The sequence below is a fragment of the Streptomyces sp. NBC_00158 genome (assembly GCF_045160885.1).
In the GTDB taxonomy this organism is placed as follows: Bacteria; Actinomycetota; Actinomycetes; order Streptomycetales; family Streptomycetaceae; genus Streptomyces.
In genome coordinates, this window is the sequence record NZ_CP108161.1 from 7,096,926 (window position 1) to 7,119,165 (window position 22,240).

17 protein-coding genes and 1 pseudogene are annotated in these 22,240 nt (G+C 71.2%); 8 read left to right on the top strand and 10 right to left on the bottom strand.

The window, feature by feature from the left end:
- Positions 1-240: 240 nt before the first annotated feature.
- Complete coding sequence (locus OG553_RS32495; protein ID WP_405982415.1) at positions 241-3,660, bottom strand: Ig-like domain-containing protein; 3,420 nt, start codon at positions 3,658-3,660, stop codon at positions 241-243.
- Positions 3,661-4,042: 382 nt separating this feature from the next.
- Here OG553_RS32495 and OG553_RS32500 point away from each other — a divergent pair, with 382 nt between their 5' ends.
- Genes OG553_RS32500 through OG553_RS32510 form a run of 3 tightly spaced genes read left to right on the top strand, consistent with a single transcriptional unit; the run spans position 4,043 to position 7,497 of the window.
- On the top strand, positions 4,043-4,759 hold the full coding sequence (locus OG553_RS32500) for a hypothetical protein (protein ID WP_405982416.1): 717 nt from the start codon (positions 4,043-4,045) through the stop codon (positions 4,757-4,759).
- 41 nt (positions 4,760-4,800) lie between these two features.
- Positions 4,801-7,230 (top strand): hypothetical protein, encoded by a 2,430-nt coding sequence (locus tag OG553_RS32505; RefSeq protein ID WP_405982417.1) that lies wholly within the window; start codon positions 4,801-4,803, stop codon positions 7,228-7,230.
- Between the two features lie 27 nt (positions 7,231-7,257).
- Positions 7,258-7,497 carry an ABC transporter permease gene (locus tag OG553_RS32510; RefSeq protein WP_405982418.1) on the top strand — a complete coding sequence of 80 codons (240 nt, stop codon included), beginning with the start codon at positions 7,258-7,260 and terminating at the stop codon, positions 7,495-7,497.
- 98 nt (positions 7,498-7,595) lie between these two features.
- Here the strand turns inward: OG553_RS32510 and OG553_RS32515 are convergent.
- Together OG553_RS32515 and OG553_RS32520 are read right to left on the bottom strand one after the other, a co-directional pair.
- Positions 7,596-7,688 (bottom strand): annotated as a pseudogene (locus OG553_RS32515) (Hsp70 family protein); the annotation flags it as partial.
- A gap of 208 nt (positions 7,689-7,896) precedes the next feature.
- On the bottom strand, positions 7,897-8,733 hold the full coding sequence (locus tag OG553_RS32520) for an AraC family transcriptional regulator (RefSeq protein WP_405982419.1): 837 nt from the start codon (positions 8,731-8,733) through the stop codon (positions 7,897-7,899).
- 115 nt (positions 8,734-8,848) lie between these two features.
- Between OG553_RS32520 and OG553_RS32525 the strand changes: the two genes are divergently transcribed.
- The 4 genes from OG553_RS32525 (at position 8,849) to OG553_RS32540 (ending at position 11,853) form a co-directional block, all read left to right on the top strand.
- On the top strand, positions 8,849-9,214 hold the full coding sequence (locus tag OG553_RS32525; RefSeq protein WP_405982420.1) for a cupin domain-containing protein: 366 nt from the start codon (positions 8,849-8,851) through the stop codon (positions 9,212-9,214).
- Positions 9,215-9,370: 156 nt separating this feature from the next.
- On the top strand, positions 9,371-9,847 hold the full coding sequence (locus OG553_RS32530; RefSeq protein ID WP_405982421.1) for a cupin domain-containing protein: 477 nt from the start codon (positions 9,371-9,373) through the stop codon (positions 9,845-9,847).
- Positions 9,848-10,019: 172 nt separating this feature from the next.
- Entirely contained in the window at positions 10,020-10,469 is a 450-nt protein-coding gene (locus tag OG553_RS32535) for a spore-associated protein (protein ID WP_405982422.1), read from the top strand.
- 151 nt (positions 10,470-10,620) lie between these two features.
- The gene (locus OG553_RS32540; RefSeq protein WP_405982423.1) at positions 10,621-11,853 is read left to right on the top strand and encodes a TerD family protein; all 1,233 of its coding nucleotides are present in this window, start codon (positions 10,621-10,623) and stop codon (positions 11,851-11,853) included.
- 10 nt (positions 11,854-11,863) lie between these two features.
- Here OG553_RS32540 and OG553_RS32545 read toward each other — a convergent pair whose 3' ends face one another.
- Complete coding sequence (locus tag OG553_RS32545; RefSeq protein WP_405982424.1) at positions 11,864-12,508, bottom strand: LysE family translocator; 645 nt, start codon at positions 12,506-12,508, stop codon at positions 11,864-11,866.
- A 104-nt stretch (positions 12,509-12,612) separates the two neighbouring features.
- Positions 12,613-15,381, bottom strand: a complete 2,769-nt coding sequence (locus OG553_RS32550) for a helix-turn-helix transcriptional regulator (protein ID WP_405982425.1) — start codon at positions 15,379-15,381, stop codon at positions 12,613-12,615.
- Between the two features lie 155 nt (positions 15,382-15,536).
- Between OG553_RS32550 and OG553_RS32555 the strand changes: the two genes are divergently transcribed.
- On the top strand, positions 15,537-16,268 hold the full coding sequence (locus tag OG553_RS32555) for a hypothetical protein (protein ID WP_405982426.1): 732 nt from the start codon (positions 15,537-15,539) through the stop codon (positions 16,266-16,268).
- Between the two features lie 70 nt (positions 16,269-16,338).
- Here the strand turns inward: OG553_RS32555 and OG553_RS32560 are convergent, their stop codons facing one another.
- From OG553_RS32560 to kdpF, 5 genes are all read right to left on the bottom strand, one after another.
- Entirely contained in the window at positions 16,339-17,028 is a 690-nt protein-coding gene (locus OG553_RS32560) for a response regulator (RefSeq protein WP_405982427.1), read from the bottom strand.
- 102 nt (positions 17,029-17,130) lie between these two features.
- Complete coding sequence (locus OG553_RS32565) at positions 17,131-17,808, bottom strand: potassium-transporting ATPase subunit C (RefSeq protein ID WP_405982428.1); 678 nt, start codon at positions 17,806-17,808, stop codon at positions 17,131-17,133.
- 5 nt (positions 17,809-17,813) lie between these two features.
- A complete protein-coding gene (kdpB, locus tag OG553_RS32570; protein ID WP_405982429.1) occupies positions 17,814-19,916 on the bottom strand; it encodes a potassium-transporting ATPase subunit KdpB in 2,103 nt (700 codons plus the stop codon).
- Positions 19,913-21,577 carry a potassium-transporting ATPase subunit KdpA gene (kdpA, locus tag OG553_RS32575; RefSeq protein WP_405982430.1) on the bottom strand — a complete coding sequence of 555 codons (1,665 nt, stop codon included), beginning with the start codon at positions 21,575-21,577 and terminating at the stop codon, positions 19,913-19,915. The genes kdpB and kdpA overlap by 4 nt, the downstream gene beginning before the upstream one ends.
- Positions 21,578-21,585: 8 nt before the next feature.
- Complete coding sequence (kdpF, locus tag OG553_RS32580; RefSeq protein WP_042817481.1) at positions 21,586-21,675, bottom strand: K(+)-transporting ATPase subunit F; 90 nt, start codon at positions 21,673-21,675, stop codon at positions 21,586-21,588.
- Positions 21,676-22,240 lie beyond the last annotated feature (565 nt).

Genomic DNA, 22,240 nt, shown 5'->3' on the forward strand with positions numbered 1-22,240 from the left:
GAGCGCCCCGGCGAACCGAGCCGCTACTCGTGAGCGACGGGCGAGGGGTGAGATCAGCTCCGCCCTCCCTGACCGGTCCGGCCGACCTCAGACCACACCGGCTTTGCCCTTGTCGCGGCTCCCCGCTCAGCTCGTTCCCACGCTCGGAGGAGGCCGCTCCGGTTCGCGCCGGAGGGCCTCCGCCACTGCAGGCGTCGTCGCCCGGCTCCGCGACGTCGCCGCGGAGCCTTCAGGCACTGCCTAACCGTTGTGCTTGCGCTCTTCCAGGGTGATGGCTTCCGTGTCGGTGAAGTCGATGCGTGTCTTGGCCTGCGTCGTGTGGGGGTAGACGACGAGGACCGAGCCCGAGCCCGACTCGCCGTTGGATTCCTGCTTCAGCAGGCCCTTGGGCGAGCCGGGGCGGACGATCAGCTCGTCACCCTTCTCCGGCCGTACGTGGGACGGGTCGCCGCCGTCGACCGAGATGTTGGCGCTGACGGAGTCCTTGACGAGGAAGTCGACGGTGTCCTTGCCGCCGCGGGCGAGGACACCGATCCGTTCGGTCTCCGCCGTGGTGATCCGCAGGCCGAGCAGGGTCACGAGCGTCTCCGGCTTGCGGAGCAGCGGCAGGGATTCGACGTGGAGCGTGGTGAACGTGTCCACCACACCGCGGATCCGGTCGCCCCGGGTGGTGCCCACGATGCTGACTTCGTCGTCTCCGCCGTCGGTGCTGATCCCCACGTCACCGGTGACGTTGTAGAAGTTCAGCACTTGCGCGGAGTCCCCGCGCGTCAGCCGGCCGCTGCTGACACCGAGCGGGGTGAAGGTGAGCCGGTCGTCGCCCGTCCCGCCCGTGACTGCCGCGCCGTGCCCGTTCGCGTCCAGGTTGACCACGGGGATCCCCTGGATGCCGACGAAACCGCCCGGGATGCCCGGGTAGCCCGTGACCTGGCCCTGGGCGATGTCGACCAGGACGTCCGACGTGGCACCGGCAAGGCTGAGCGAGTTGTGCGCGATGGTCATCGGGAGGGAGGGGGAGGCCGGGCTCACGTTGCCGGCGAGGTCCTCCAGGAGGACGTCGACCTCGTACCGGCCGTCGCGCAGGGCGGAGCTGACGACCTCGTACTCACCGGCCGGGGTGACGGTGTCCTTGCCGACCACGGCCGTGCCGCCGTCGGCCGGCGTGGCCCGCAGCCGGACCAGCGCGTTCGGCTCGACCGACCAGCCCTGGAACGCGGGCTTGATGATGGTGGTGACGTTGTCGACGTCGCTGCCCGCGCTGTCGCTGGAGGCCAGCAGGTCGGGCGCGGCGGCCGGCCGGGCCGGCGCGGTCGTGTCCAGGGTGATCACGAGTGCGTGCGAGCTCTCCGCGCCCGAACCGGTGACGTGGGTGGTGCCGGGGACCCGGGGGTCGTCGGACGGGTCGACGATGATCACCTCGGCGGTGATCTGGTTCTCGCCCTCCCGCAGGACCGGGTCCAGGTGGATCTGGTAAAGCCCCGGCTTGTTCGTCGGGTCGACCGGAGCGGCGAAGCCGACGCGCTCCCCGTCGCGCTCCACGGCCACCTTGTAGCCGGGGGCGTCGTCGGTGAGGGCGGGGGTGGAGTTCTGCGGGGACAGCGTGATGCCGGCCGCGCGCAGCTCGGCGTCGTTCACGCGCAGGAAGAGGTCCGGTCCGACGGTCTTGGTGATGTCGTCGTTGTCGGAGCGGCCCGAGTCGGACTGCTGCTTGAGGTCCAGGGCGAACGGCTCGGGGGCCGCGCGGTTGACGACGACGAGGTCGTACGTACCCTGCGGCGGGTCGGTCGGTGAGGCGTCTCCGGGCCGCGTCGGGTCGGTCACGCCGGCGGCGCTGACCACGACGTAGTACTGCTCGTCCTGGACGACCGGGATCGCGAGCCGGCCGGTGGAGGTGCCGGCGCGCGTGGTGACGGTGCCGGTGGCGACGCGGTTGCCGAACTTGTCGTACGCCCGCACCGCGAGCGGGGAGATCACCTCGTTGAAGCGGACCTCGGTGGTGAGGTGGCCGGTGTGGCGGGGCGTGACCCTGAAGAAGTCCACGTCGGTCGCGGTGTGCAGGGTGAGTCCGCGCCGGTTGAACTGCTCGTTCGAGCCGAGGTCGGCGGCCACGGCGTGGTCGGTCGACTCGTTGGGTTCGTGGGTGTCGGGGAAGGCTCCGAGCGTGGAGAAGACGTCGAAGTAGGTGTCCTGGTTGCCCGCGGAGGGGGTGGTGGGCGTCGGCGGGGTGGTGTTGCCGGTCCAGGACGCGTAGGCGATCCCGTCCACCGTCCACACACCGTTGTACTCGCCGATCCGGAGGGTCCGCCGGGTCTCGCCGGCGACCCTGTCGTTGGCGGGGCAGTCGGCGAAGTTGCCGAAGCGGCACGGGGCGTTGCGGTCGGGGTCGAAGGGGGAGTCGCTGATGCGGAAGTCCGGCGCCCAGGTCTGGCCGCCGTCCCGGCTGGTGGTGCCGTAGAGCTCCAGCAGGAAGTTGTCGGCGCCGTTCGGTCCGGTGCCGCCGTTGCGCCGGCCGCTGCGGTTGTCGTACCAGGTGACGACGGCGTTGCCGTCCTGGTCGATGTGGGCGTTGGGCATGACGGCGAAGGTCTGGCCCGGCCCGTGGTCGACGCGGCTCCGGGTGAAGTTCAGGCCGTTGTCCGTGGAGCGGGCGATGACGACGTCGGCGTCGTCGCCGTCTCCGTAGTTGTTGTTCGGGTCGTCATTGGCGACGACGTAGACGTTCCCGGCCCGGGCCGGGTCGGGCAGGACGTACGGCTGCACGCTGCCCTGCAGCCAGAAGTCGGTTCCGGGGATCTCGGTGGTCGCGTCGTTCTGCCGGTTGCAGGTGACGCTGGCCTGGCCCGCACCGAAGGGCACGGTGCGCTGGCGGGGAGTGCCGGCGGCGAAGTCGGCGCCGCCGGAGCCGTCCCGGATCAGCTGGATGGTGCCCGCCGTTCCATCCCCCACGCAGGTGTCGGTGTGGTAGGCGACGTAGAGGTCGCCGTTCTGGGCCACGGCCGCGTGCGAGGGCCAGACGAACCCCTCGCCCGCCTGGGAGACGGAGGCCGGCGCGGACCAGGTCGTGCCGCCGTTCGTGGACCGCGAGAACAGGATCCGCGAACCGCCGGCGGCGGGGAGTTCCGTCCAGACGATGTAGAGGTTGCCCACGTACGGGCTGGTGGGGTTGGCATCGACCACCAGCCACGGCTTGTCGTGGTCGATGTTGCCGTTACCGCTCACCTGGACCGGTGTGTAGGTCTGCGTCCCGGGCGTCGTGGTGTCGTTGATCCGGCCGACACCGACCCCGAGCCGGGCGGGCGTCGGGTTGGTGTTCAGGCCGCCGCGCGACAGGTGGGTGACGAAGAGGCGGCCGTCGGCGTCGAAGGTGAGTACCGGGTCGCCGTTGCAGGGGGTGACGGTCGTCGTCCGTGTGATCGGGAAGCCGTCCCGGCCGTAGTTGAGGTCGATGTGGACGGTGCACCCCGACATGACGGCGACCTGTCCGGGCCTTCGCGGATTGGCGGTGGCGTTGTGCGGCTCGTTGTTGCCGGTGCCGATCCGCCGGTCGTCACCCGCCCATGCCGGGGAGGCCGCGGGGCCGAGGATCACGAGCGACTGCAGTACGAGGAGAATGGTGCTGATGATGGTGAAGGCACGCTTCTGAAGGTGATTGCTCAGCATGCGTCCCGCTCTCTTGCTCTGTACATCCCTCTCCTTCCAGCCCTGCGGCCGCACCTGACCTGCGACTCCGCGCGCTGTTCGGGAGGACTGTGGCAGCGGGGCGTCGGCGCCGCCGGGCGTCCGGGACTGCGTCACGGGAATTCACCGGGATCCCTCGAAGAACCACCCGACCGGAGCAAGCCGGAAGGCCCGGTCGGGACTGCGGCGCGCGCTTGGCAGGACGGTCGGCGGGGGAACCGTGGCCGCTCACCTCAGGGCCGGATCCATGACGTTTCCCCGGTTGCCGCTCCCCGGCAGCAGGGTCGACAATGTAGATGAGCTCCGGCTGGAGCGTCTCCGCAGGAACTGTCCCACCACTCCGAGGATCGATGATCGGGGTCGCATGCCCAGGATCCCGCGCGGCGTGGCCGACGGGCCCGCCGGGCGGGCCGTGGTGCACGACCGCCAGGGAACCCTCATCGCGCTGGACCTGGAAACCGGCGCGGTGATGTGGCGTCACGGCCGTGGGCTGCGGCCCTGCTCGATCGTGGACGGGAACGTGGTGGCGTTGCGCGTCGGTGCCCCACCGGCCCCACCGGCCCCGCCGGTTCTGGAAGTCGAGCTGCTCGACCTGGACGGGGGCGCTGGGCGCTGGACTTCGCCCCCAGTGGGGCTGCCCGCGTGGGCCCGGCCGACACTGGACGATTCGCCCGCCTTCACCGTGGACATCGCTGCGGATCGAGACCCGCTCGTGCTCCGGTGGACGGCCAGGGACCTGTACCGGGGCGGCGCTCCGCCCGGCCTCGCTGAGGCGGTGAGCAGGCCCCGCGAGGTGCATGGGGCCCTGCGGGTCGGCGTGGCGACCCCATCGGTGGAGGAGCTGACCACAGTGCCCGTGGAGGCGGAGCCGGAGGTCGCGCCGCAGGCCTCGCCGCTCGCGGGCGACGTGCTGGACTACGGGCAGGTCGGCGACATCCGGCTGGAGCTCACCGTCCGCCGGGACCCCGATGGCGAAGGCGCCGTCGTGCTCCGGGCGGTGGACGTGCCGACAGCCTCGGCCGTCTGGGAGGTGGTACTCGACGAGACGGCCGAGAGCCGTCCCCGCAAGCTCCGCCCGTAGCCGTACCGAACAACACACTCCTCTGCACCCAGAGGTGCACCATGACAGTCTCCGACGAACAACTCGCCCGAGCCAAGGACATCACCGTCGAGCAGGTGCAGCTGCTCCGGAAGAGCCGGGGCGCAACGAACGAGACGCTCGACGGGCTTCCCGTCACGGCGGTGCGGCGGGCACTGCGCCGCCTCGACTACCCCGACCTGCCCAATGCGCGAGTGCAGTTCCGGCTCGAACAGCAGCGTGGAGACGACGGGAGCGTGCCGCCCGATGCCCAGGGGACGGCCCGTGCCCGGATGCGCTCCCTTGCGCGGAGCACCGCCCCGGCCCCGCAGACGGCCGGTGTGCCCACCGGCCGTCACCGCGGCGCGCGTGCGGACCGGCCGTCGCCGACGGCCGGCATGACGCTCACCCAGTGGGAGTGGCTCGGCCCCGGCAACATCGGCGGCCGCACCCGGGCCATCGTGGTCGACCCCGGTCACCCGACCAGGATGTGGGCCGCGAGCGCCGGCGGCGGCGTGTGGATCACCCGCAACGGCGGCGCGAAATGGGCGCCCGTGGACGACTTCCTCGGCAACCTCGCCTGCGCGTGCATGACGATGGACCCCACCGACCCTTCGACGATCTACGTGGGCACCGGCGAGGGATTCTCGAACACCGACGCCCTCCGCGGCAACGGCATCTTCCGCACCACCGACGCGACCACATGGGCACCCCTGCCGGCGACGCAGACCCCCGACTTCCGTGCTGTGAACCGGATCGCGGTGTCCGCTTCGGGCGGGGTCGTCCTCGCGGCCACTGACACCGGCCTCCTCCGCAGTTCCGATCCGGCGCGGGCGGCATGGACGCGGGTGCTGGACATCCCGCTCGGCCAGGTCGCCTTCGAGCCGGGCGGTGACGACCGGGCGGTCGCCGGTGCACTCGACGCGGGCGAGGCGTGGTTCAGCGCCGACGGGGGGCTCACCTGGCAGGCCTCGGCGCACGGTCCGTGGTCTGGCCGGGTGGAACTGGCCTACGCCGTGCAGGATCCGAAGGTCGTGTACGCCTCGGTACAGGCGCAGACCGGCCAGATCTGGCGCTCCACCGACGGAGGCAAGACCTACAAGAGCAGGAAGACCCGGACCCCGAGCGGCCAGGTGGCCGACTACCTGGGCGACCAGGGCTGGTACAGCAACGCGATCTGGGCCGGGGATCCGACGGACGCGGATCTGCTCGTCACGGGTGGTGTCGACCTGTGGCGCAGCACGGACGGCGGCGATCACCTGACCGAGATCAGCACCTGGTGGGACCCGGACTCGGCGCACGCCGATCACCACGCCATCGTTTCGCACCCTTCCTACGACGGGGTGCACAACAGAACGGTGTTCTTCGGCAACGACGGCGGGGTGTTCAAGGCGGCAGACCTCGCGGTGGTCGGTACGGAGCCGAAGGCACCGTTCGTCCTCGGCTGGACCGAGCTGGTCAACAACTACGGCGTCACGCAGTTCTACGGCGGCGCCGGCAACACCACCATCGGAAAGATCATCGGCGGTGCACAGGACAACGGCTCGCTCTGCTTCGATCCCGCGGCCGGGACCGAGGGGTGGAAGGAGTTCCAGGGCGGTGACGGCGGCTGGTGCGCGTGCGATCCGACCGACCCCGACGTCCTCTACGGCGAGTACGTCTTCCTGAACATCCACCGCAACGACGACGGCGGTGCCACCAATGACCCGGACCGGTACATCAGCGGCCAGTTCTGGAACCCCGCGATCCCCGACTGGGACTGGAAACCGCTGCCGTTCCACATCCCCGACGCCAAGAACCAGAAGGCGCTCTTCATCGCACCCTTCGTCATGGATCCCGGAAACCCGCAACGGCTGCTGGCCGGAGGCCTGTCGCTGTGGCGGACGAACAACGCGAAGGCACCGAACACGCCGACCTCGGGGCCCAGCTGGCAGTCGATCAAGCCCAGCGCGGGATCACTGATCACCGCGCTCGCCGTGGCCCCCGCCGACTCCGACGTGGTGTGGGTGGGACACCGGAACGGCATGCTCTTCCACACGGCCAACGGCACGGCTCCGACCCCGACCTGGGACCGCGTCGGAGTGATCGGTCCGAGTCCGCTACGGCCGCAGCGGTACTGCGCGTGCATCACCGCCCACCCGACGGACGTGAAGACCGCCTACGTCGCCTTCGGCGGGTTCGAGCCCGGCAACCTGTGGGTGACGCGTGACGGCGGCGCCCAGTGGACCGACCTCTCCGCCACGCTGCCCGCCGCTCCCGTCCGGGCTCTCGCCGTGCATCCACGGCGCCACGAGTTCCTGTACTGCGGCACCGAAATCGGCCTGTTCGCGAGCGAGGACGCCGGTACGACCTGGTCGCCGACGAACGAGGGCCCGGCCAACTGCTCGGTCGACGACCTGTTCTGGATGGACGAGACCCTCGTATGCGTGACCCACGGCCGCGGCATGTTCCGGATCGATCTCTCGCCGGTCTGACGGCCTCCGATTGCGAAGGTGAGCACGATGATGCACAACGTACGTGCGCGGGGCTGGATCGAGGCGATCGCCGCCGCCCTCAGCGGACTGCTGCTCCTGCTGACCGCCATCTGGCCCGACTGGATCGAGTCGGTCTTCGGAGTCGATCCCGACCAGCACAGCGGGGCGCTCGAGTGGGTCATCGTCGGGGTCGCGCTCTGCGCCACGATCACGTTCTCGCTACTCGCCCGCGCCGAATACCGCAGGGCGCGCGTTGTGCAGACCTGAGGTGCGGCGCGGTATCGGGCGGGAGGCGGTGGTTCGAACGAATCGACCAGACCGGCGTGCTCGCGCACGTGGTCTGTCCAGCCCTCGCTCGTCCAACCGACCGTGACCTGCTGTTCCTTGCCCGTGCCAAGGTCCTTGGCCGTGACGTGCACGATGCCGTCCGCGTCGATGTCGAAGGAGACCTCGATCTGCCGAGCACGGGCCCGGCTCTGCGTGGTGTGGAAGTCTTCAACGTACCGGCCCCTTGGGGATGTCGTGGCACGCCGGCAGGAGGACGACGCAGTCAACACCGCCGCGCAGGGAAAGGTCATCGGACGTCGCACCAGTTCCGGGGCCGTCCCGCGGGTGCCAGCTGGTGATTCCTACGATCGGCCGGTTCGGCTGCGGCCGGGCGGGCGTTCAGGAGGTGGTCGTCCGCGCACCGGTGCGCGTGCGCTGGTAACGGGCGGGGGTGGTGCCGACGTGGCGTGTGAAGTGGCGGTTCAGGTGCGCCTGGTCGTACATGCCCACGGCGGTGGCGACCTCGGCGGGCCGGTGGCCGTCGAGGAGGAGGCGGCGGGCGTGTTCGATGCGCCTGCCGGTGAGGTAGGCGTGTGGCGGCAGGCCGTACGCCTGCTTGAAGCAGCGGATCAGGTGGGTGGGGTGGGCGTGCAGGGTGGCCGCGGCCTCGCGCAGGGACAGGCCGGCGCGGGTCCGTGCGTCGAGTAGCTCCCGCAGCTGGGCGGCGATCCGGTTCGCCTCGCGCCCCGGTGTGCGGGGCTGGAGCGCGGCGAGGTGGAGGTGGAGCCGCTCCCGGATGAACGCGAGGCGCGACTCGGCTTCGAAGCCGTCGCCGGGATGGGCGAGGGCGGTGTGCAACCGGTCGATCCGGCAGCGCAGCTGTTCGTCGTCGAGGACCGGAGTCCCCACCGCCCGGCCGGCCAGATGCCGGGGGAGTACGGAGTCGTCGAGGTAGAGGTTGCGCTTGCGGAACCCGGATTCGGTGACGGTCCGGCCGTCATGGGGGACGCCGGGCGGCAGCAGGAGGACGCCGGCCCTGCCGGTCGCTCCGTGGCGGTGCCGGTCGAGCGTGAAGTCCACGGCGCCGTCGTCGAGGATCATCAGGTCCCACGTGTCGTGGGTGTGCGCCGGGTACGCGTGGTCCGTGAAGTGGGCGTGGAAGACCTCGGCGATCCCGGGGACCGGCGGCCGCCAGGCGGTGACGGACGTGTGGGGGCGGGGGCGGTCAGGGGCCATGCCAGGAACGTACAAGACCCGTGGAGCCGGGGCGCGGCAGGCTCGTCGTACCGGCCGGAGGGCCCGAGAGGCCGCTCCCGGTGTCTGGTTCCGAGAGTGAGGACGCCGTATGTCCATGTCCGCCGTACCCGTCAACCTCGCCGACAGGCTCGCCCGGTTCAGTGAGCTGTGGTCGCAGAAGAAGGTGGCGGTGCTCAACGACTACGAGGTCAAGCTGGCCAAACTGAAAGGGGAGTTCGTCTGGCACACCCACGAGGACACCGATGAACTGATGATGGTCATCAGTGGGCGGCTCACCATCCGGCTCCGCGACGGCGAGGTCGTGCTGGAGCCCGGCGAGCTGTTCGTGGTGCCCCGCGGGGTCGAGCACTGCACCGTGGCCGACGAGGAGACCGCGATCCTGCTGCTGGAACCGGCGGGAACGATGAACACCGGTGACGCGGGAGGGCCGATGACCAAGGCGGCCGAGGTCCTGGGCTGATACGCGACCCCGTGGGCGCGGTGTCCCGGCGCCGGTGACCGCCCGGCTCGAGTGTCACTGGCGTCGGGCCACAACACCCCGGTGAGTCTGGAAGGGTTGGCCCTGCGCACAACCCGCGCCCGAACGCGTACCACCTCCGTAGACCGGGAGAGAAGCATGACCATCAAGGACGTCGGCCCCGAACCGCAGAGTTTCGACCTTGAGCGGGCGACGCTGGAGAACGCCGACTACCGCTCGGTCGCCTGGTCCGGGAAGTACCTCCAGCTCACCCTCATGTCGATTCCGGTGGGCGAGGACATCGGCCTGGAGGCACACCCGGGGACCGACCAGTTCCTCCGGCTGGACGCGGGCCGCGGCCGCGTCCAGATGGGCAGCGCGAAGGACCGCCTCGACTTCGACCAGGAGGTCGAGGACGGCTGGGCGGTCTTCGTACCCGCCGGCACGTGGCACAACGTCACCAACACCGGCGACGAGCCCATGCAGCTCTACGCCGTCTACGCCCCGGTCCACCACGCCCCGGGCAAGGTCCACGCGACCTTCGCCGACGCGGAACGCGACGAGGACTCGGGCAACGACGAACCCCCGGCCTGGTCGGTCCAGCCCGCCCAGCACCCCGCGGACGAGCACGCCTGACCGCCTGTGCCCGGAGTCCGCGCACCCGCTCCTCTCGCCGGCCGGCCGCTCGCGCCGGCGGGGGGAGGCGGCGCGGTCGGATTTTTCCTGCGGGCGACGCGCAACCGTTCCGCCGTGCCGTACGTCACACCGTGCAGGAGCGTCCAACTCCGAAGACCACCAGGGGGAAACAATGAGGTTCACCCGTTCCGTCGTCGCCACCACCGGACTCGCCGCGCTGGCCCTCGGGGCCACGACCGCGCTGGCGGCGCCCGCCACGGCCGCGCCCAACACCACGCCGCAGAAGGTCTGCGGAAGCGCCTACAAGACCGTGAACTCGGCCGCCATCGGCTCGCTGGGCACCGTCTACCTGACGTACAACGCCGCGAACGGCAAGAACTGCGTCGCGACCATCCGCAACAACCCGGGGGCGGCCGTGGACATGGCCCTCTGGATCGAAGTCCCCGGGACCTGGGAGCGGGGCGAGGACTTCGGGCGGTACACGTCGTACGCGGGCCCGGCCTACGTGTACGGCAAGGGCCACTGCGTCGACTGGGGCGGTGGCATCAGCAACGTGCACGTGCAGGTGTACAACTCCAACTGCGGCTCGCTCAAGGAGCACCGGGTCACCGAGGTCCGCTGACCCGGGTCCGGCCCCTCCCTCCGGCTGCGCGGCCGTCCGGCCGCGCAGCCGGAGGTCCACCGGGCCGGCGGCGATTTCGCGTTCGGGGGAGACGCGCCGGGAAAACCTCGTACGCTGCGGGCGTGGGGGTCGGTCGCGGGAGGGGGATCACGTGGGCCTGAGCAAGGGCGCCAACGTGCCGGTGGAAAGTTCCGGCGTTCGGGTGGAGCTGGGATGGCGGGCGGGCCCCGGGGCCCCGGACGTCGACGTGTCCGCCCTGCTGCTGACGTCGGCCGGCAAGGTGCGGTCGGACGACGACTTCGTGTTCTACAACCAGCCCGCGCATCCCAGCGGTGCCGTCCGGCACGAAGGACGGCGCCAGGACGGGACGGACACGGTCGAGACGATCGGTGTCACGCTCTCGGCGGTGGAGCAGGACGTCGCGAGGGTGGTCCTCGCGGCTTCCACCGACAGCACGTTCGGCCGGGTCCAGGGGCTCTACGTGCGCGTGCTGGACGCGGAGAGCGGCGCCGAGGCGGCGCGGTTCGACCCCACGGACGCCACGTCGGAGACCGCGTTCCTGCTCGGCGAACTGTACCGGCGGGGCGGTACGTGGAAGTTCCGTGCGGTGGGCCAGGGCTACGCCTCCGGCCTCGCCGGGCTGGCCACCGACTTCGGCATCACCGTCGACGAACCCGCCACTGCGCCTCCTCCGCCGCCCCCTCCGCCGGTACGGCAGACCCCGGCGGCACCGCCGCAACCGCCGGTGCGGCTGTCGAAGATCACGCTGACGAAGGCCGAGCCCGCGGTGTCGCTGGCCAAGCAGGGCGCCACGACGGGTGCCATGCGGGTCAACCTCTCCTGGAGCGCGCCCAAGCCGCCGCGCGGCTGGATGAGCAAGGGCAAGGACGCCGTCCGGCTGGAGGACGTCGACCTGGACCTCTCCTGTCTGTGGGAGCTGCAGAACGGTACGAAGGGGATCGTCCACCCCATCAACAACCAGTTCGGCTCGTTCGACCAGCCGCCGTACGTCCTCCTGGACCGGGACGACCGGACCGGCGGCAGCGAGGACGGCGAGAACCTCATGATCAATCTCGATCGCACGGCGGAGATCAAACGCCTCCTCGTGTTCGTGGTCATCTACGACGGAGCGTCCAGCTTCGCGGGACTCCACGGTGTCGCCACGCTGTACCCGCCCGCCGGGCCCCCGATCGAGATGCGCCTGGACGAGTGCACCGTCCCTTCGCCGGTCGCGGCGATCGCGTTGATCGAGAACGTGAACGGGGAACTGATCGTGCGGCGGGAGGCGAAGTACCTGGTACTGGCGCCGGGCGTCTTCAAGCAGCAGGCCGCGGACCTCGAGTACGGGTGGGGAATGAGCTGGCAGAGCGCCGCCAAGGACTGACCGGCGCGGCTCAGGCGGAGACCGGCGTACGGGTCAGGGCGGTGCGCAGCGCGAAGAAGCCGAGCAGGCCGCCCGACGCGAACCGCTGAGCGGTCATCACGCGGGGCCGGGCGGCCAGGAAGCCCGACACGCGTGCCGCGCCCAGCATGACCAGGGCGTTCACGGAGAGCCCCACGACGATCTGCACACCACCGAGCTGGAGCAGCTGCGCCCAGTCCGGGCCCGCCTGCGGATCCATGAACTGGGGCAGAAGGGCGGCGTACATGAGGGCGATCTTGGGGTTGAGCAGGTTGGTCAGGAGACCCATCGAGAACAGGCGGGCGTCCGAGACCGGAGCCAGGTCCTGGGCCGGAGCGAAGGGCGAGCGGCCACCGGGCTTGAGCATCCCCCAGGCCAGGTAGGCCAGGTAGGCGGCCCCGGCGAGCTTGACCACCGTGAACGCCAGGGGCACGGCGGCGAACAACGCGGACAGGCCGGCGGCCGCGGCCACCAGGTAGCACAGGAACCCCACCGCGGTCCCGCTCAGGCTGACCAGGCCCGCCCTGCGGCCCTGGGTGATCGCGCGCGAGGCGAGGTGGATCATGTTCGGCCCCGGGGTCAGCGCCATGCCCAGTTCGACCAGGGCTACTCCACCCACTGCGGCCAGACTGATCACTGCGCGACTCCCGGTCGTTCGCCGGGTATCTGGTACCCGGAGTGGGGCGGCGCCCGGCGGCGACGGGCGGCTGCGACGCATCGGCACTGCCGGGGTCGCCGTCCTCAGGATACGGGCCTCCGGTCCGAGGACGGCTCGTGGGGGCGGTGGTCCGCCCAACGCGCGGTCAGTTCCGTCCGGTTGGCGTGGCCGAGCTTGTTGAGGATGCTGCGGACGTGGCTCTCCACCGTACGTTCGGAGATGAACAGGTCGCCGGCGATCTGCCGGTTCGTGCGCGCCTGGACGACGAGCTCGGCGATCTCCCGTTCGCGCGGGGTGAGCGGCCCGGCGCCGTCGCTCCGGGCGGCGGTCTCGGCGATGAGGCGTGCGGCCGCGGCCGCGGGGCCGGGCATGTCCAGTCGGCCGGAGATCGCCAGGGCCTCCCGGGCATGGGCGGTGGCATCGGCGAGGGAGCCCCGGTCGCGCTCCACGGAGGCGAGGTGCAGGCAGGTCAGTGCCACGTACGGGATCGCACCGAGGGACCGGTTGCGGACCAGCGCTTCGCGCAGCAGTTCCTCGGCCTGCGCCGGGCGGCCGGCGGTGAGGGCGAGGCGGCCGAGGTCGCGGCTGACCGTCCCGGAGAAGTACGCCGTGGGCGTGCCGACCGCCCCGGGATACGGCCGGAACGGCGCGAACTGGTCGTACACCAGCCGTGCGGCTTCGGCGTCACCGGCCGGCTCGGCCGACTCGACCAGATCGACCAGGTTGAGCAGTACCGCGGGCCACGTCGGGTTCGCCGTGGGGACCGGAAGCAGCGGGCGCAGCGGGTGGTATGCGTCCCGTGCCTCCTCGGCCCGTCCGGCGGCGAGCAGCGCCCGTGCCCGCATGGACCGGATCAGCGGGTTCGCCGGCGCGCGGTCGAGGTCGTGCCACATCTCCTCGGACAGTTCGGCGGCGTCGCCGCGGAGCAGGGCCAGCTGGATCCGCAGCACGTGACCCATCATGATCGCGTACTGGTCTCCGCCGGCCCGGGCGAGTGCGGTGGCGTCCTCGTTGGCGCGGCGGGCGTCGGCGAACCGCCCCTCCTGCACTGCCCGGGCCGCGCCGACACGGAGCCGGTGCCAGCGGGCCAGCGGCAGCGGCGACCGGTCCGCGACCGCCTCGATGCCGCGGACCGCGTCGTCCACCAGGTCGAGCCGACCGAGCAGGTAGCCGGCTTGTACGCGCCACTGGTGGCCCAGGACCTCGGCCGGCGGGTCACCGAGCCGCCGGGCCCTGGACACGGCCAGCTCGCCCAGGCGCAGTCGTTCGGCGGTGTCGTCGGGATGGGCCAGGAGCATCTGCGACGCGCGGGCGGCGTCGAGTTCGGCGCGTGCGTCACCGGTGGCCCCGGCCAGTTCGATGGCCGCCCGCGCCTGTCCGGCCGCCGCTCCGAGCGAACCGAGGTCGGCGGAGACGGTGGCGAGCTGCGCGAGCACGCGGGCGCGCAGCGCGTCCTGCAGGCCGTCGACGGCCAGGGCCGCCTCGCACAGCCGGGTGATGGCCCGTGAGGCACGCGGGTAGGTGACGCCCTGGAGGACCAGCGCGGCCTCGGCGAGCAGTTCCGGCCGGCTGCGGGCCTCCGCCGCTTCGGAGGCCTCTTCGCAGTGACGCAGGGCGGCGTCGTAGTCCCCGACCAGGTACTCGGCGCGGGCCAGGTCGATCAGCACCGGCGCCCGCAGCGGGTCCGCCGCGTCGAGGACGGCGGCGGCGTCGGCCAGGTGCCGGGCTGAGTCCGCGTAGGCGTGCTGCCGCCGGGCCAGATCCGCCGCCTTCCGGGACCAGTGGGCCGCGGCGGCCCGGTGCGCCGGCTCCGGTCCGGCCTGCCGCCAGTGTGCGGCGACACGGGCCGCGTCGCCCGGGTCCGCGGCCCGCCCGAGTGCCCGGGCGGCGGCCTGGTGCAGCGCACGGCAGGCGGCCGGGCCGGTCCGCCCGACCACCTCCTCGCGGATCAGGTCGTGGATGAAGCGGTGGCCGGGGCCGGTAGCGTTCCCGGTGGTGAGGAGCCCGCCGTGCCAGGCCGCTTCCAGCGCCGCGGTGACGGAGGCGGCGCCGAGCCGCGGCAGGACCGCGGCGAGGAGATCCGTGTCCAGCGGTTCACCGAGGACGGCCGCCGCCCGCACCACGTCCTTCTGCTCGCCGGTCAGGCCGGCCAACAGGCCGCTGACGACGGTACCGAGGCCACCTCCGTGGACGCGGAGCGCGTTGACGAGGAGCGGTAGCCCGCCCGTCCGGCGGTGGCACCGTGCCGCGTCCGCCTCCCCGACGCACCGGGCGACTTCCGCCGGGGTGAACGGCGCCAGGCGCAGCGTCCGGGCACCGTAGCGGCCCAGTTCCGCGAGCGCCCCGGCGGGTTCCTCGGGGGCCGGCTCCCGGAACGTGCCGACGACGAGGAGCCCGCGTTCGGTGATCTGACCGGTCAGCCGGCACAACAGATCGAGGCTGGCCGTGTCGGCCCAGTGCAGGTCCTCCAGCAGGACGACGAGCGGTCGCTCCGCGGCGACCGCGGCCAGTGCCCCGCTCAGGCGGGCCAGTTCCAGGAACCGCGCCGCCGCCGCGTCGGCCGGCTCGGAGTGTCGCGGTGCGGGAAGTCCGAGGGGGACGCCCGCCAGGCGCAGCGCGTGCTGCCACGGCCACAGGGGCGGTGCCACCGAGTCCCGGGGGCAGTGGCCCCGTACGACGGTGATGCGCTCGCGGTCGGCGTGACGGCGCAGCGCCTCGGCCGCGAGCGTGCTCTTGCCGACCCCCGCCGGACCCGCGAGCAGCACCACGGATCCGGAGCCCCGTGCCGCAGCCTCGATCCGTGCCGCGAGGACCGCCAACTCGGACGCCCTGCCGATGAGTTCGCCTTCCACCCCGGCAGTATCCCGCAGCCGGCCCCGGCCGGCGTACGTGGCCGCGGCTGCGTACCCGGTCCAGTGGCGGTACTGATGCCCCGGTTGACCCGCGGGGGCCACCGTTGGCGGCACACCGGTCGCACGTCCTGCGACACGACACCCAGGGAGAGAACATGATGCGAGCACGCCGGGACGCCGTCGCCGCGGCCGTGACGGTGGCGGCCGTAATCGCCCTGACGGGCACGTCATGCGCGCCGCCGGTCCCCGGGCCGGACCGCAGCGGCGCGAGCGGGCGGGCCGGCGCGGGACTCCCCGACCCGGGGCCCTCGGCCGGGTCCGGCCGGAGCGGGGGCACCGGCGGCACCACGAAGCCTCCCTGCCCCACCCCCGGCCCCCTCACCCGCTCCCAGCTGCCCGCCTTCCCGTCGGCGGACGGGGTCGGCAGGATCAGCCAGAACCCCTGCCTGCCCCTCGCCGGGCTGACCGACCGGATCCTCGGCTTCGTCCCGAGGAACGGCGACCCGGAGTACACGAAGTTCCGTAGCGGGGTGGGCCAGTTCGTCGGGAAGCTGGACGCGGCCAACGACCTCGCGCAGTGCGCGTACGAGACCGACCGCCTGGCCGTCGGCGTGTACCAGCACACGGCGACGCCCTGGTCGATCGGCATGGTGGCGGTCGTCCGGAAGGACCTCAAGGGGATCGTCGACATCGGGGCCTGCTGGCTGCCCGGGCGCCTGCCGTTTCCCTTGCGGACGCAGGCCGTCGCACCCCGGGGGATCGAGCCGGCCTACTGCGCCGACTCCGTTACCTCGAAGAGCGGCGGCTACACCTTCACGATCATGTGGATCGGCTCCTCCGACGTGATGTGCGGCAGCCTCGACCACATCTACAAGAAGGCGTCATAGGCCGGGGCGCGTCCGCGGGGGCGGTGGAGGCGGAGCTCGCCGCGTCCCATGATGGTGGCTCTTCTTCTGTTCAGGGTTCGAAGCGGTAGCCCATGCCGGGCTCGGTGATCAGGTATCGGGGGTGCGAAGGGTCCGGTTCCAGTTTTCGCCGGAGCTGGGCCATGTAGACGCGCAGGTAGTTGGTGTTGTCCCCGTAGGTCGGGCCCCAGACCTCCAGCAGCAGCCTGCCCTGGCTGATCAGCCGGCCCGGGTGGGTGATGAGGATCTCCAGCAGGTGCCACTCGGTCGGGGTCAGCCGTACCGTGCGCTCGCCCCGGTACGCTTTCTTCGCCACCAGGTCGACGGTGAACCCGTCGGTCGTGACGATCGAGACCTCGTCGGCCCGCGACGTGTCGGCCGGCTCCTGCCTGCGGGCGGCCGCCCGCAGCCGGGCCAGCAGCTCGTCCATGCTGAACGGTTTCGTCACGTAGTCGTCGGCACCGGCGTCCAGGGCCCGGACCTTGTCCTCCGAGGTGTGGCGGGCGGACAGCACCAGGATGGGCACGCGGCTCCAGCCGCGCACGCCCCTGATCACGTCGACGCCGTCCATGTCGGGCAGCCCGAGGTCGAGCACGATGACGTCCGGCTTGCGCGCGGCCGCGAGCCGCAGGGCCGAGCCGCCGTCCGGGGCCTCTTCGACCTCGAACTTGCGCGCCTGGAGATTGATCTTGAGTGCGCGGACGAGCTGGGGATCGTCCTCCACCACCAGCACCCGGGTCATGTGGTGTGCAGCCCTTCCTTCGTCGGGAGCGGGACGGTGAGGAGCCGGCAGGGCGCGGGCGTCCCGCGCCCTGCCGGCTCCCCGTCCGCGCGATGCGGGACATCAGCCCTCGGTCAGTGCCTTGAGCGCGGTGTTGAGTCCGAGGACGTTGACGCGGGGTTCACCCATGAAACCGAGGGTCCGGCCCCGGGTGTTGTCCTTGACGAGCTTCTCGACCTGCTCGACCGTCAGGCCGTTCTTCTCCGCGACCCGGTGGACCTGGAGGGCGGCGTACGCGGGGGAGATGTCCGGGTCGAGGCCGGAACCGGAGGAGGTGACGGCGTCGGCCGGCACGTCCTGCGCCCCGACCTCGTACGTGGCCGTGGAGTTGTCCGCGATCACGGCCTCCTTGACCTCGGTGACCAGCTTGACGAGGTCGGGGTTGTCGGCGGCCTTGTTGGTGGCTCCGGAGAGGATCAGCGAGTACTGGGTGTTGACGCTGTTGGTGCCGAGGCCGCCAGAGGGGCGGGGCTGGAACCACTTGAGGTCCGGCTTCGCGGCCTCTTCGGCGTCGTCGGGGTCCTTCTTGGGCAGGTCGTAGCGCTGCCCGATGAGGGAGGAGCCGACGACGTTGCCGTTGTGGTCCTTGATCTCGGAGCCGTTGGCCTTGTCGTTGAAGAGGGCCTGGGCGATCCCGGTGACGGCCAGCGGGTAGACGACCCCGCTGATCACGGTCAGGACGAGCAGGGCCCGCAGACCCGCCCCGATCAACCGAGCTGTGCTGCCTACAGAGTTGTTCATGCCGATCAGCCGATCCCGGGGATGAGGGAGATGAGGAGGTCGATGAGCTTGATGCCGATGAACGGGGCGACGAGGCCGCCGAGTCCGTAGACGCCGAGGTTGCGGCGGAGCATCCGGTCGGCGCTGGTCGGCCTGTACCGGACGCCCTTGAGGGCGAGCGGCACGAGCGCCACGATGATCAGCGCGTTGAAGATGACGGCGGAGAGGATCGCGGACTCGGGGGAGGCCAGGCCCATGATGTTGAGCTTGTCCAGGCCCGGGTAGACCACCGCGAACATGGCGGGGATGATCGCGAAGTACTTGGCGACGTCGTTGGCGATGGAGAAGGTGGTCAGGGCTCCCCGGGTGATCAGGAGTTGCTTGCCGATCTCGACGATCTCGATGAGCTTGGTGGGGTTGGAGTCCAGGTCGACCATGTTCCCGGCCTCTTTGGCGGCCGAGGTGCCGGTGTTCATCGCGACGCCCACGTCGGCCTGGGCCAGGGCGGGGGCGTCGTTGGTGCCGTCGCCGGTCATCGCGACGAGCTTGCCGCCCGCCTGTTCCCGCTTGATGAGGGCCATCTTGTCCTCGGGGGTGGCCTCGGCGAGGTAGTCGTCCACGCCGGCCTCCTGCGCGATCGCCTTGGCGGTCAGCGGGTTGTCGCCGGTGATCATGACGGTTTTGATGCCCATGCGGCGCAGTTCTTCGAAGCGCTCGCGCATGCCCTCCTTGACCACGTCCTTGAGGTGGATGACACCCAGGACGCGGGCGCCCTCCTCGTCGTCGACGGCGACGAGGAGCGGCGTGCCGCCGGCCTCGGAGATCCGGTTGGCGAGGAGGTCGGCGTCGTCGGAGACCCGGCCGCCGCGCTCCTTGACCCAGGTGATGACGGATCCGGCCGCACCCTTGCGGGTCTGCCTCCCGTCCACGTCCACGCCGGACATGCGGGTCTGGGCGGTGAAGGCGATCCACTCGGCGTGGGCGAGTTCGCCCTGGTGGCGCTCGCGCAGCCCGTACTTCTCCTTCGCCAGGACGACGATGGAACGGCCCTCGGGCGTCTCGTCCGCGAGGGAGGACAGCTGGGCCGCGTCCGCCAGTTCGGCCGCCGTCGTTCCCGCGACGGGGACGAACTCGGAGGCCTGGCGGTTGCCGAGGGTGATGGTGCCGGTCTTGTCGAGCAGCAGCGTGGACACGTCACCGGCGGCCTCGACCGCCCGGCCGGACATGGCCAGGACGTTGCGCTGGACCAGGCGGTCCATGCCGGCGATGCCGATCGCGGACAGCAGCGCGCCGATGGTGGTCGGGATCAGGCAGACCAGCAGGGCCGTCAGCACGATCATGGACTGCTCGGCGCCCGCGTAGATCGCGAAGGGCTGGAGGGTGACGACGGCCAGCAGGAACACGATCGTGAGCGAGGCGAGGAGGATGTTCAGCGCGATCTCGTTGGGCGTCTTCTGCCGGGCGGCGCCCTCGACCAGGGCGATCATGCGGTCGATGAAGGTCTCACCGGGCTTGGTGGTGATTTTGATGACGACCCGGTCGGAGAGCACCTTCGTACCGCCGGTCACGGCCGAGCGGTCGCCGCCGGACTCCCGGATGACGGGAGCGGACTCGCCGGTGATGGCGGACTCGTCGACCGAGGCGACGCCTTCGACGACGTCACCGTCGCCGGGGATGGTGTCGCCGGCCTCGCAGACCACCAGGTCGCCGATCTTGAGGTCGGTACCCGGGACGGACTCCTCCGTGCCGTCCGCCTTCAGACGGCGGGCGACGGAGTCGGTCTTGGCCTTGCGCAGGGTGTCGGCCTGCGCCTTGCCCCGGCCTTCCGCCACGGCCTCGGCGAGGTTGGCGAAGACAGTGGTGAGCCAGAGCCAGGCGGTGATGGCCCAGCCGAACCAGTCGGTCGGGTCCATGACCGCCAGCACGGTGGTGACGACCGAGCCGATCAGGACGACGAACATGACCGGGGACTTGATCATGACGCGCGGGTCGAGCTTGCGGACGGCGTCCGGGAAGGACTTCAGCAGTGCCTTGGGGTCGAAGAGGCCCCCGCCGACGCGGCCGGCGGGCGGCTTGTGGCCGGTGGGCAGGTCGTCGTGCGGAGCACGGGTCGGTGTGGCGGTGCTCATGATGCGAGCCCTTCGGCGAGCGGCCCCAGCGCCAGCGCCGGGAAGTAGGTCAGACCGGTGATGATGAGGATGGTGCCGACGAGCAGGCCCGCGTAGAGGGGCTTGTCGGTACGGAGGGTGCCGGCGGTCTCGGGGACGGGCTTCTGCTCGGCGAGCGAGCCGGCGAGCGCGAGGACGAAGACCATGGGCAGGAAGCGGCCGAGCAGCATGGCGATGCCGATGGTCGAGTTGAACCACTGGGTGTCGGCGTTCAGGCCCGCGAAGGCGGAGCCGTTGTTGTTGGCGCCCGAGGTGTAGGCGTACAGGATCTCCGAGAACCCGTGTGCACCGCTGTTCGTCATCGAGTTCGCCGGGGTGGGCAGGGCCATCGCGGCGGCGGTGAAGCCGAGGACGAGGGCGGGCGTGATGAGGATGTAGCAGGCGGCGAACTTGATCTCGCGGGTGCTGATCTTCTTGCCCAGGTACTCGGGCGTGCGGCCGACCATCAGGCCGGCGATGAACACCGCGATGACCGCCATGACGAGCATGCCGTAGAGGCCGGAGCCGACACCGCCGGGAGCGATCTCGCCGAGCTGCATGCCCAGCAGCTGGATGCCGCCGCCCAGGCCGGTGTAGGAGGAGTGGAAGGAGTTGACCGCGCCGGTGGAGGTCAGCGTGGTGGCGACCGAGAAGATCGCCGAGGCGCCGATGCCGAAGCGGGTCTCCTTGCCCTCCATCGCCCCGCCCGCCGCCTGGAGCGCCGGGCCGTGGTGGGCGAATTCGGTCCACATCATCAGCGCGGTGAACCCGATCCAGATGGTCGCCATCGTCGCCAGGATCGCGTAGCCCTGGCGCAGGCTTCCGACCATGCGGCCGAAGGTCCGCGTGAGGGCGAAGGGGATGACGAGGATCAGGAAGATCTCGAACAGGTTGGAGAACGGGGTGGGGTTCTCGAAGGGGTGGGCGGAGTTGGCGTTGAAGTAGCCGCCGCCGTTCGTTCCGAGTTCCTTGATGACTTCCTGGGAGGCGACCGCGCCGCCGTTCCACTGCTGGGTGCCGCCCGCGAACTGGCCGACCTCGTGGATGCCGGAGAAGTTCTGGATGGCACCGCACGCGACCAGGACCAGGGCCCCGATCACGGAGATCGGGATCAGGATGCGGACGGTGCCGCGCACCAGGTCGGCCCAGAAGTTGCCGAGTTCACCTGTACGGGACCGTGCGAAGCCCCGGACCAGGGCGACGGCGACGGCCATGCCGACGGCGGCGGAGACGAAGTTCTGCACCGCCAGGCCGCCGGTCTGCACGACGTGCCCCATGGCCTGCTCGCCCGCGTACGACTGCCAGTTGGTGTTCGCGACGAAGGACGCGGCGGTGTTGAAGGCCTGGTCGGGGTCGATCGCCTGGAAGCCGAGCGAGCCGGGCAGGACGCCCTGGAGCCGCTGGAGGGCGTAGAGGAACAGGACGCTCACGGCGGAGAAGGCGAGGACACCGCGCAGGTATGCGGGCCAGCGCATCTCGGCGTTCGGATCGGCGCCGATCGCCTTGTAGATCCACTTCTCCGGCTTGTAGTGCCTCTCGGAGGAGTAGACGCGGGCCATGTAGTCGCCGAGCGGACGGTAGGCCAGCGCGAGCGCGGCGATCAGTGCGAGGAGCTGGAGCACACCAGCGGTTACGGGGCTCATATCGGTGCTCAGAACCTCTCCGGGTACACGAGGGCGAGGACGAGGTATCCGAGCAGGGAGACGGCCACCACCAGGCCGACGATGTTTTCGACGGTCACAGCTTGGTCACCCCCCGGGCGATGAGGGCCACCAGCGCGAAGACCGCGACCGTGGTGACGACGAAGGCCAGATCGGCCACCGTGAGCTCCTGGATGAAGAGGGAAGTAATGAACCGGCCACATGGCCGAAGACCACATAACCGCGTCTTCGGCCCGGCAATAGGGCGCCTTGACGGCCTCCATACGGGTGCGGAGCAACTCTTGACGCCTCGCATACGGAATCCCGTGTGCAAGGGCGCGAGCGCCGGGCCGGCCGGGTGTCAAAGGCGCGTGAAGACCGGCCCGGGAGCCGTATGGAGGACGCCAAGAACCCGCTCGCTCGGCCGCCCCCTGCCGGCGTACGTGCGGAGCCGGCGCGGGCCCACCAGGACGCGCAGCTGACCGTCCGGATCCCGGAGACCGAACCGAACCGGCCCGCCTCTGGCAGCGGCTGCTCCAGAACCAGCGAGGCTCCGTCGTCGCCCACGCCGTCCGCCGCGACACCGACGCGGTGATCTGCCGGCTCCGCTGCCGTGTCACGGCCGACGGGGGAGGGCACCCCCGCGCCACCGGAGGGAAGGCGCCG

What these genes read in the sequence shown, in the direction of transcription:
- OG553_RS32495 (WP_405982415.1), bottom strand. Translation starts at nt 3,660, where the DNA reads ATGCTGAGCAATCACCTTCAGAAGCGTGCCTTCACCATCATCAGCACC.
- OG553_RS32500 (WP_405982416.1), top strand. Translation starts at nt 4,043, where the DNA reads ATGCCCAGGATCCCGCGCGGCGTGGCCGACGGGCCCGCCGGGCGGGCC.
- OG553_RS32505 (WP_405982417.1), top strand. Translation starts at nt 4,801, where the DNA reads ATGACAGTCTCCGACGAACAACTCGCCCGAGCCAAGGACATCACCGTC.
- OG553_RS32510 (WP_405982418.1), top strand. Translation starts at nt 7,258, where the DNA reads ATGATGCACAACGTACGTGCGCGGGGCTGGATCGAGGCGATCGCCGCC.
- OG553_RS32520 (WP_405982419.1), bottom strand. Translation starts at nt 8,733, where the DNA reads ATGGCCCCTGACCGCCCCCGCCCCCACACGTCCGTCACCGCCTGGCGG.
- OG553_RS32525 (WP_405982420.1), top strand. Translation starts at nt 8,849, where the DNA reads ATGTCCGCCGTACCCGTCAACCTCGCCGACAGGCTCGCCCGGTTCAGT.
- OG553_RS32530 (WP_405982421.1), top strand. Translation starts at nt 9,371, where the DNA reads ATGACCATCAAGGACGTCGGCCCCGAACCGCAGAGTTTCGACCTTGAG.
- OG553_RS32535 (WP_405982422.1), top strand. Translation starts at nt 10,020, where the DNA reads ATGAGGTTCACCCGTTCCGTCGTCGCCACCACCGGACTCGCCGCGCTG.
- OG553_RS32555 (WP_405982426.1), top strand. Translation starts at nt 15,537, where the DNA reads ATGATGCGAGCACGCCGGGACGCCGTCGCCGCGGCCGTGACGGTGGCG.
- OG553_RS32560 (WP_405982427.1), bottom strand. Translation starts at nt 17,028, where the DNA reads ATGACCCGGGTGCTGGTGGTGGAGGACGATCCCCAGCTCGTCCGCGCA.
- OG553_RS32565 (WP_405982428.1), bottom strand. Translation starts at nt 17,808, where the DNA reads ATGAACAACTCTGTAGGCAGCACAGCTCGGTTGATCGGGGCGGGTCTG.
- kdpB (WP_405982429.1), bottom strand. Translation starts at nt 19,916, where the DNA reads ATGAGCACCGCCACACCGACCCGTGCTCCGCACGACGACCTGCCCACC.
- kdpA (WP_405982430.1), bottom strand. Translation starts at nt 21,577, where the DNA reads ATGAGCCCCGTAACCGCTGGTGTGCTCCAGCTCCTCGCACTGATCGCC.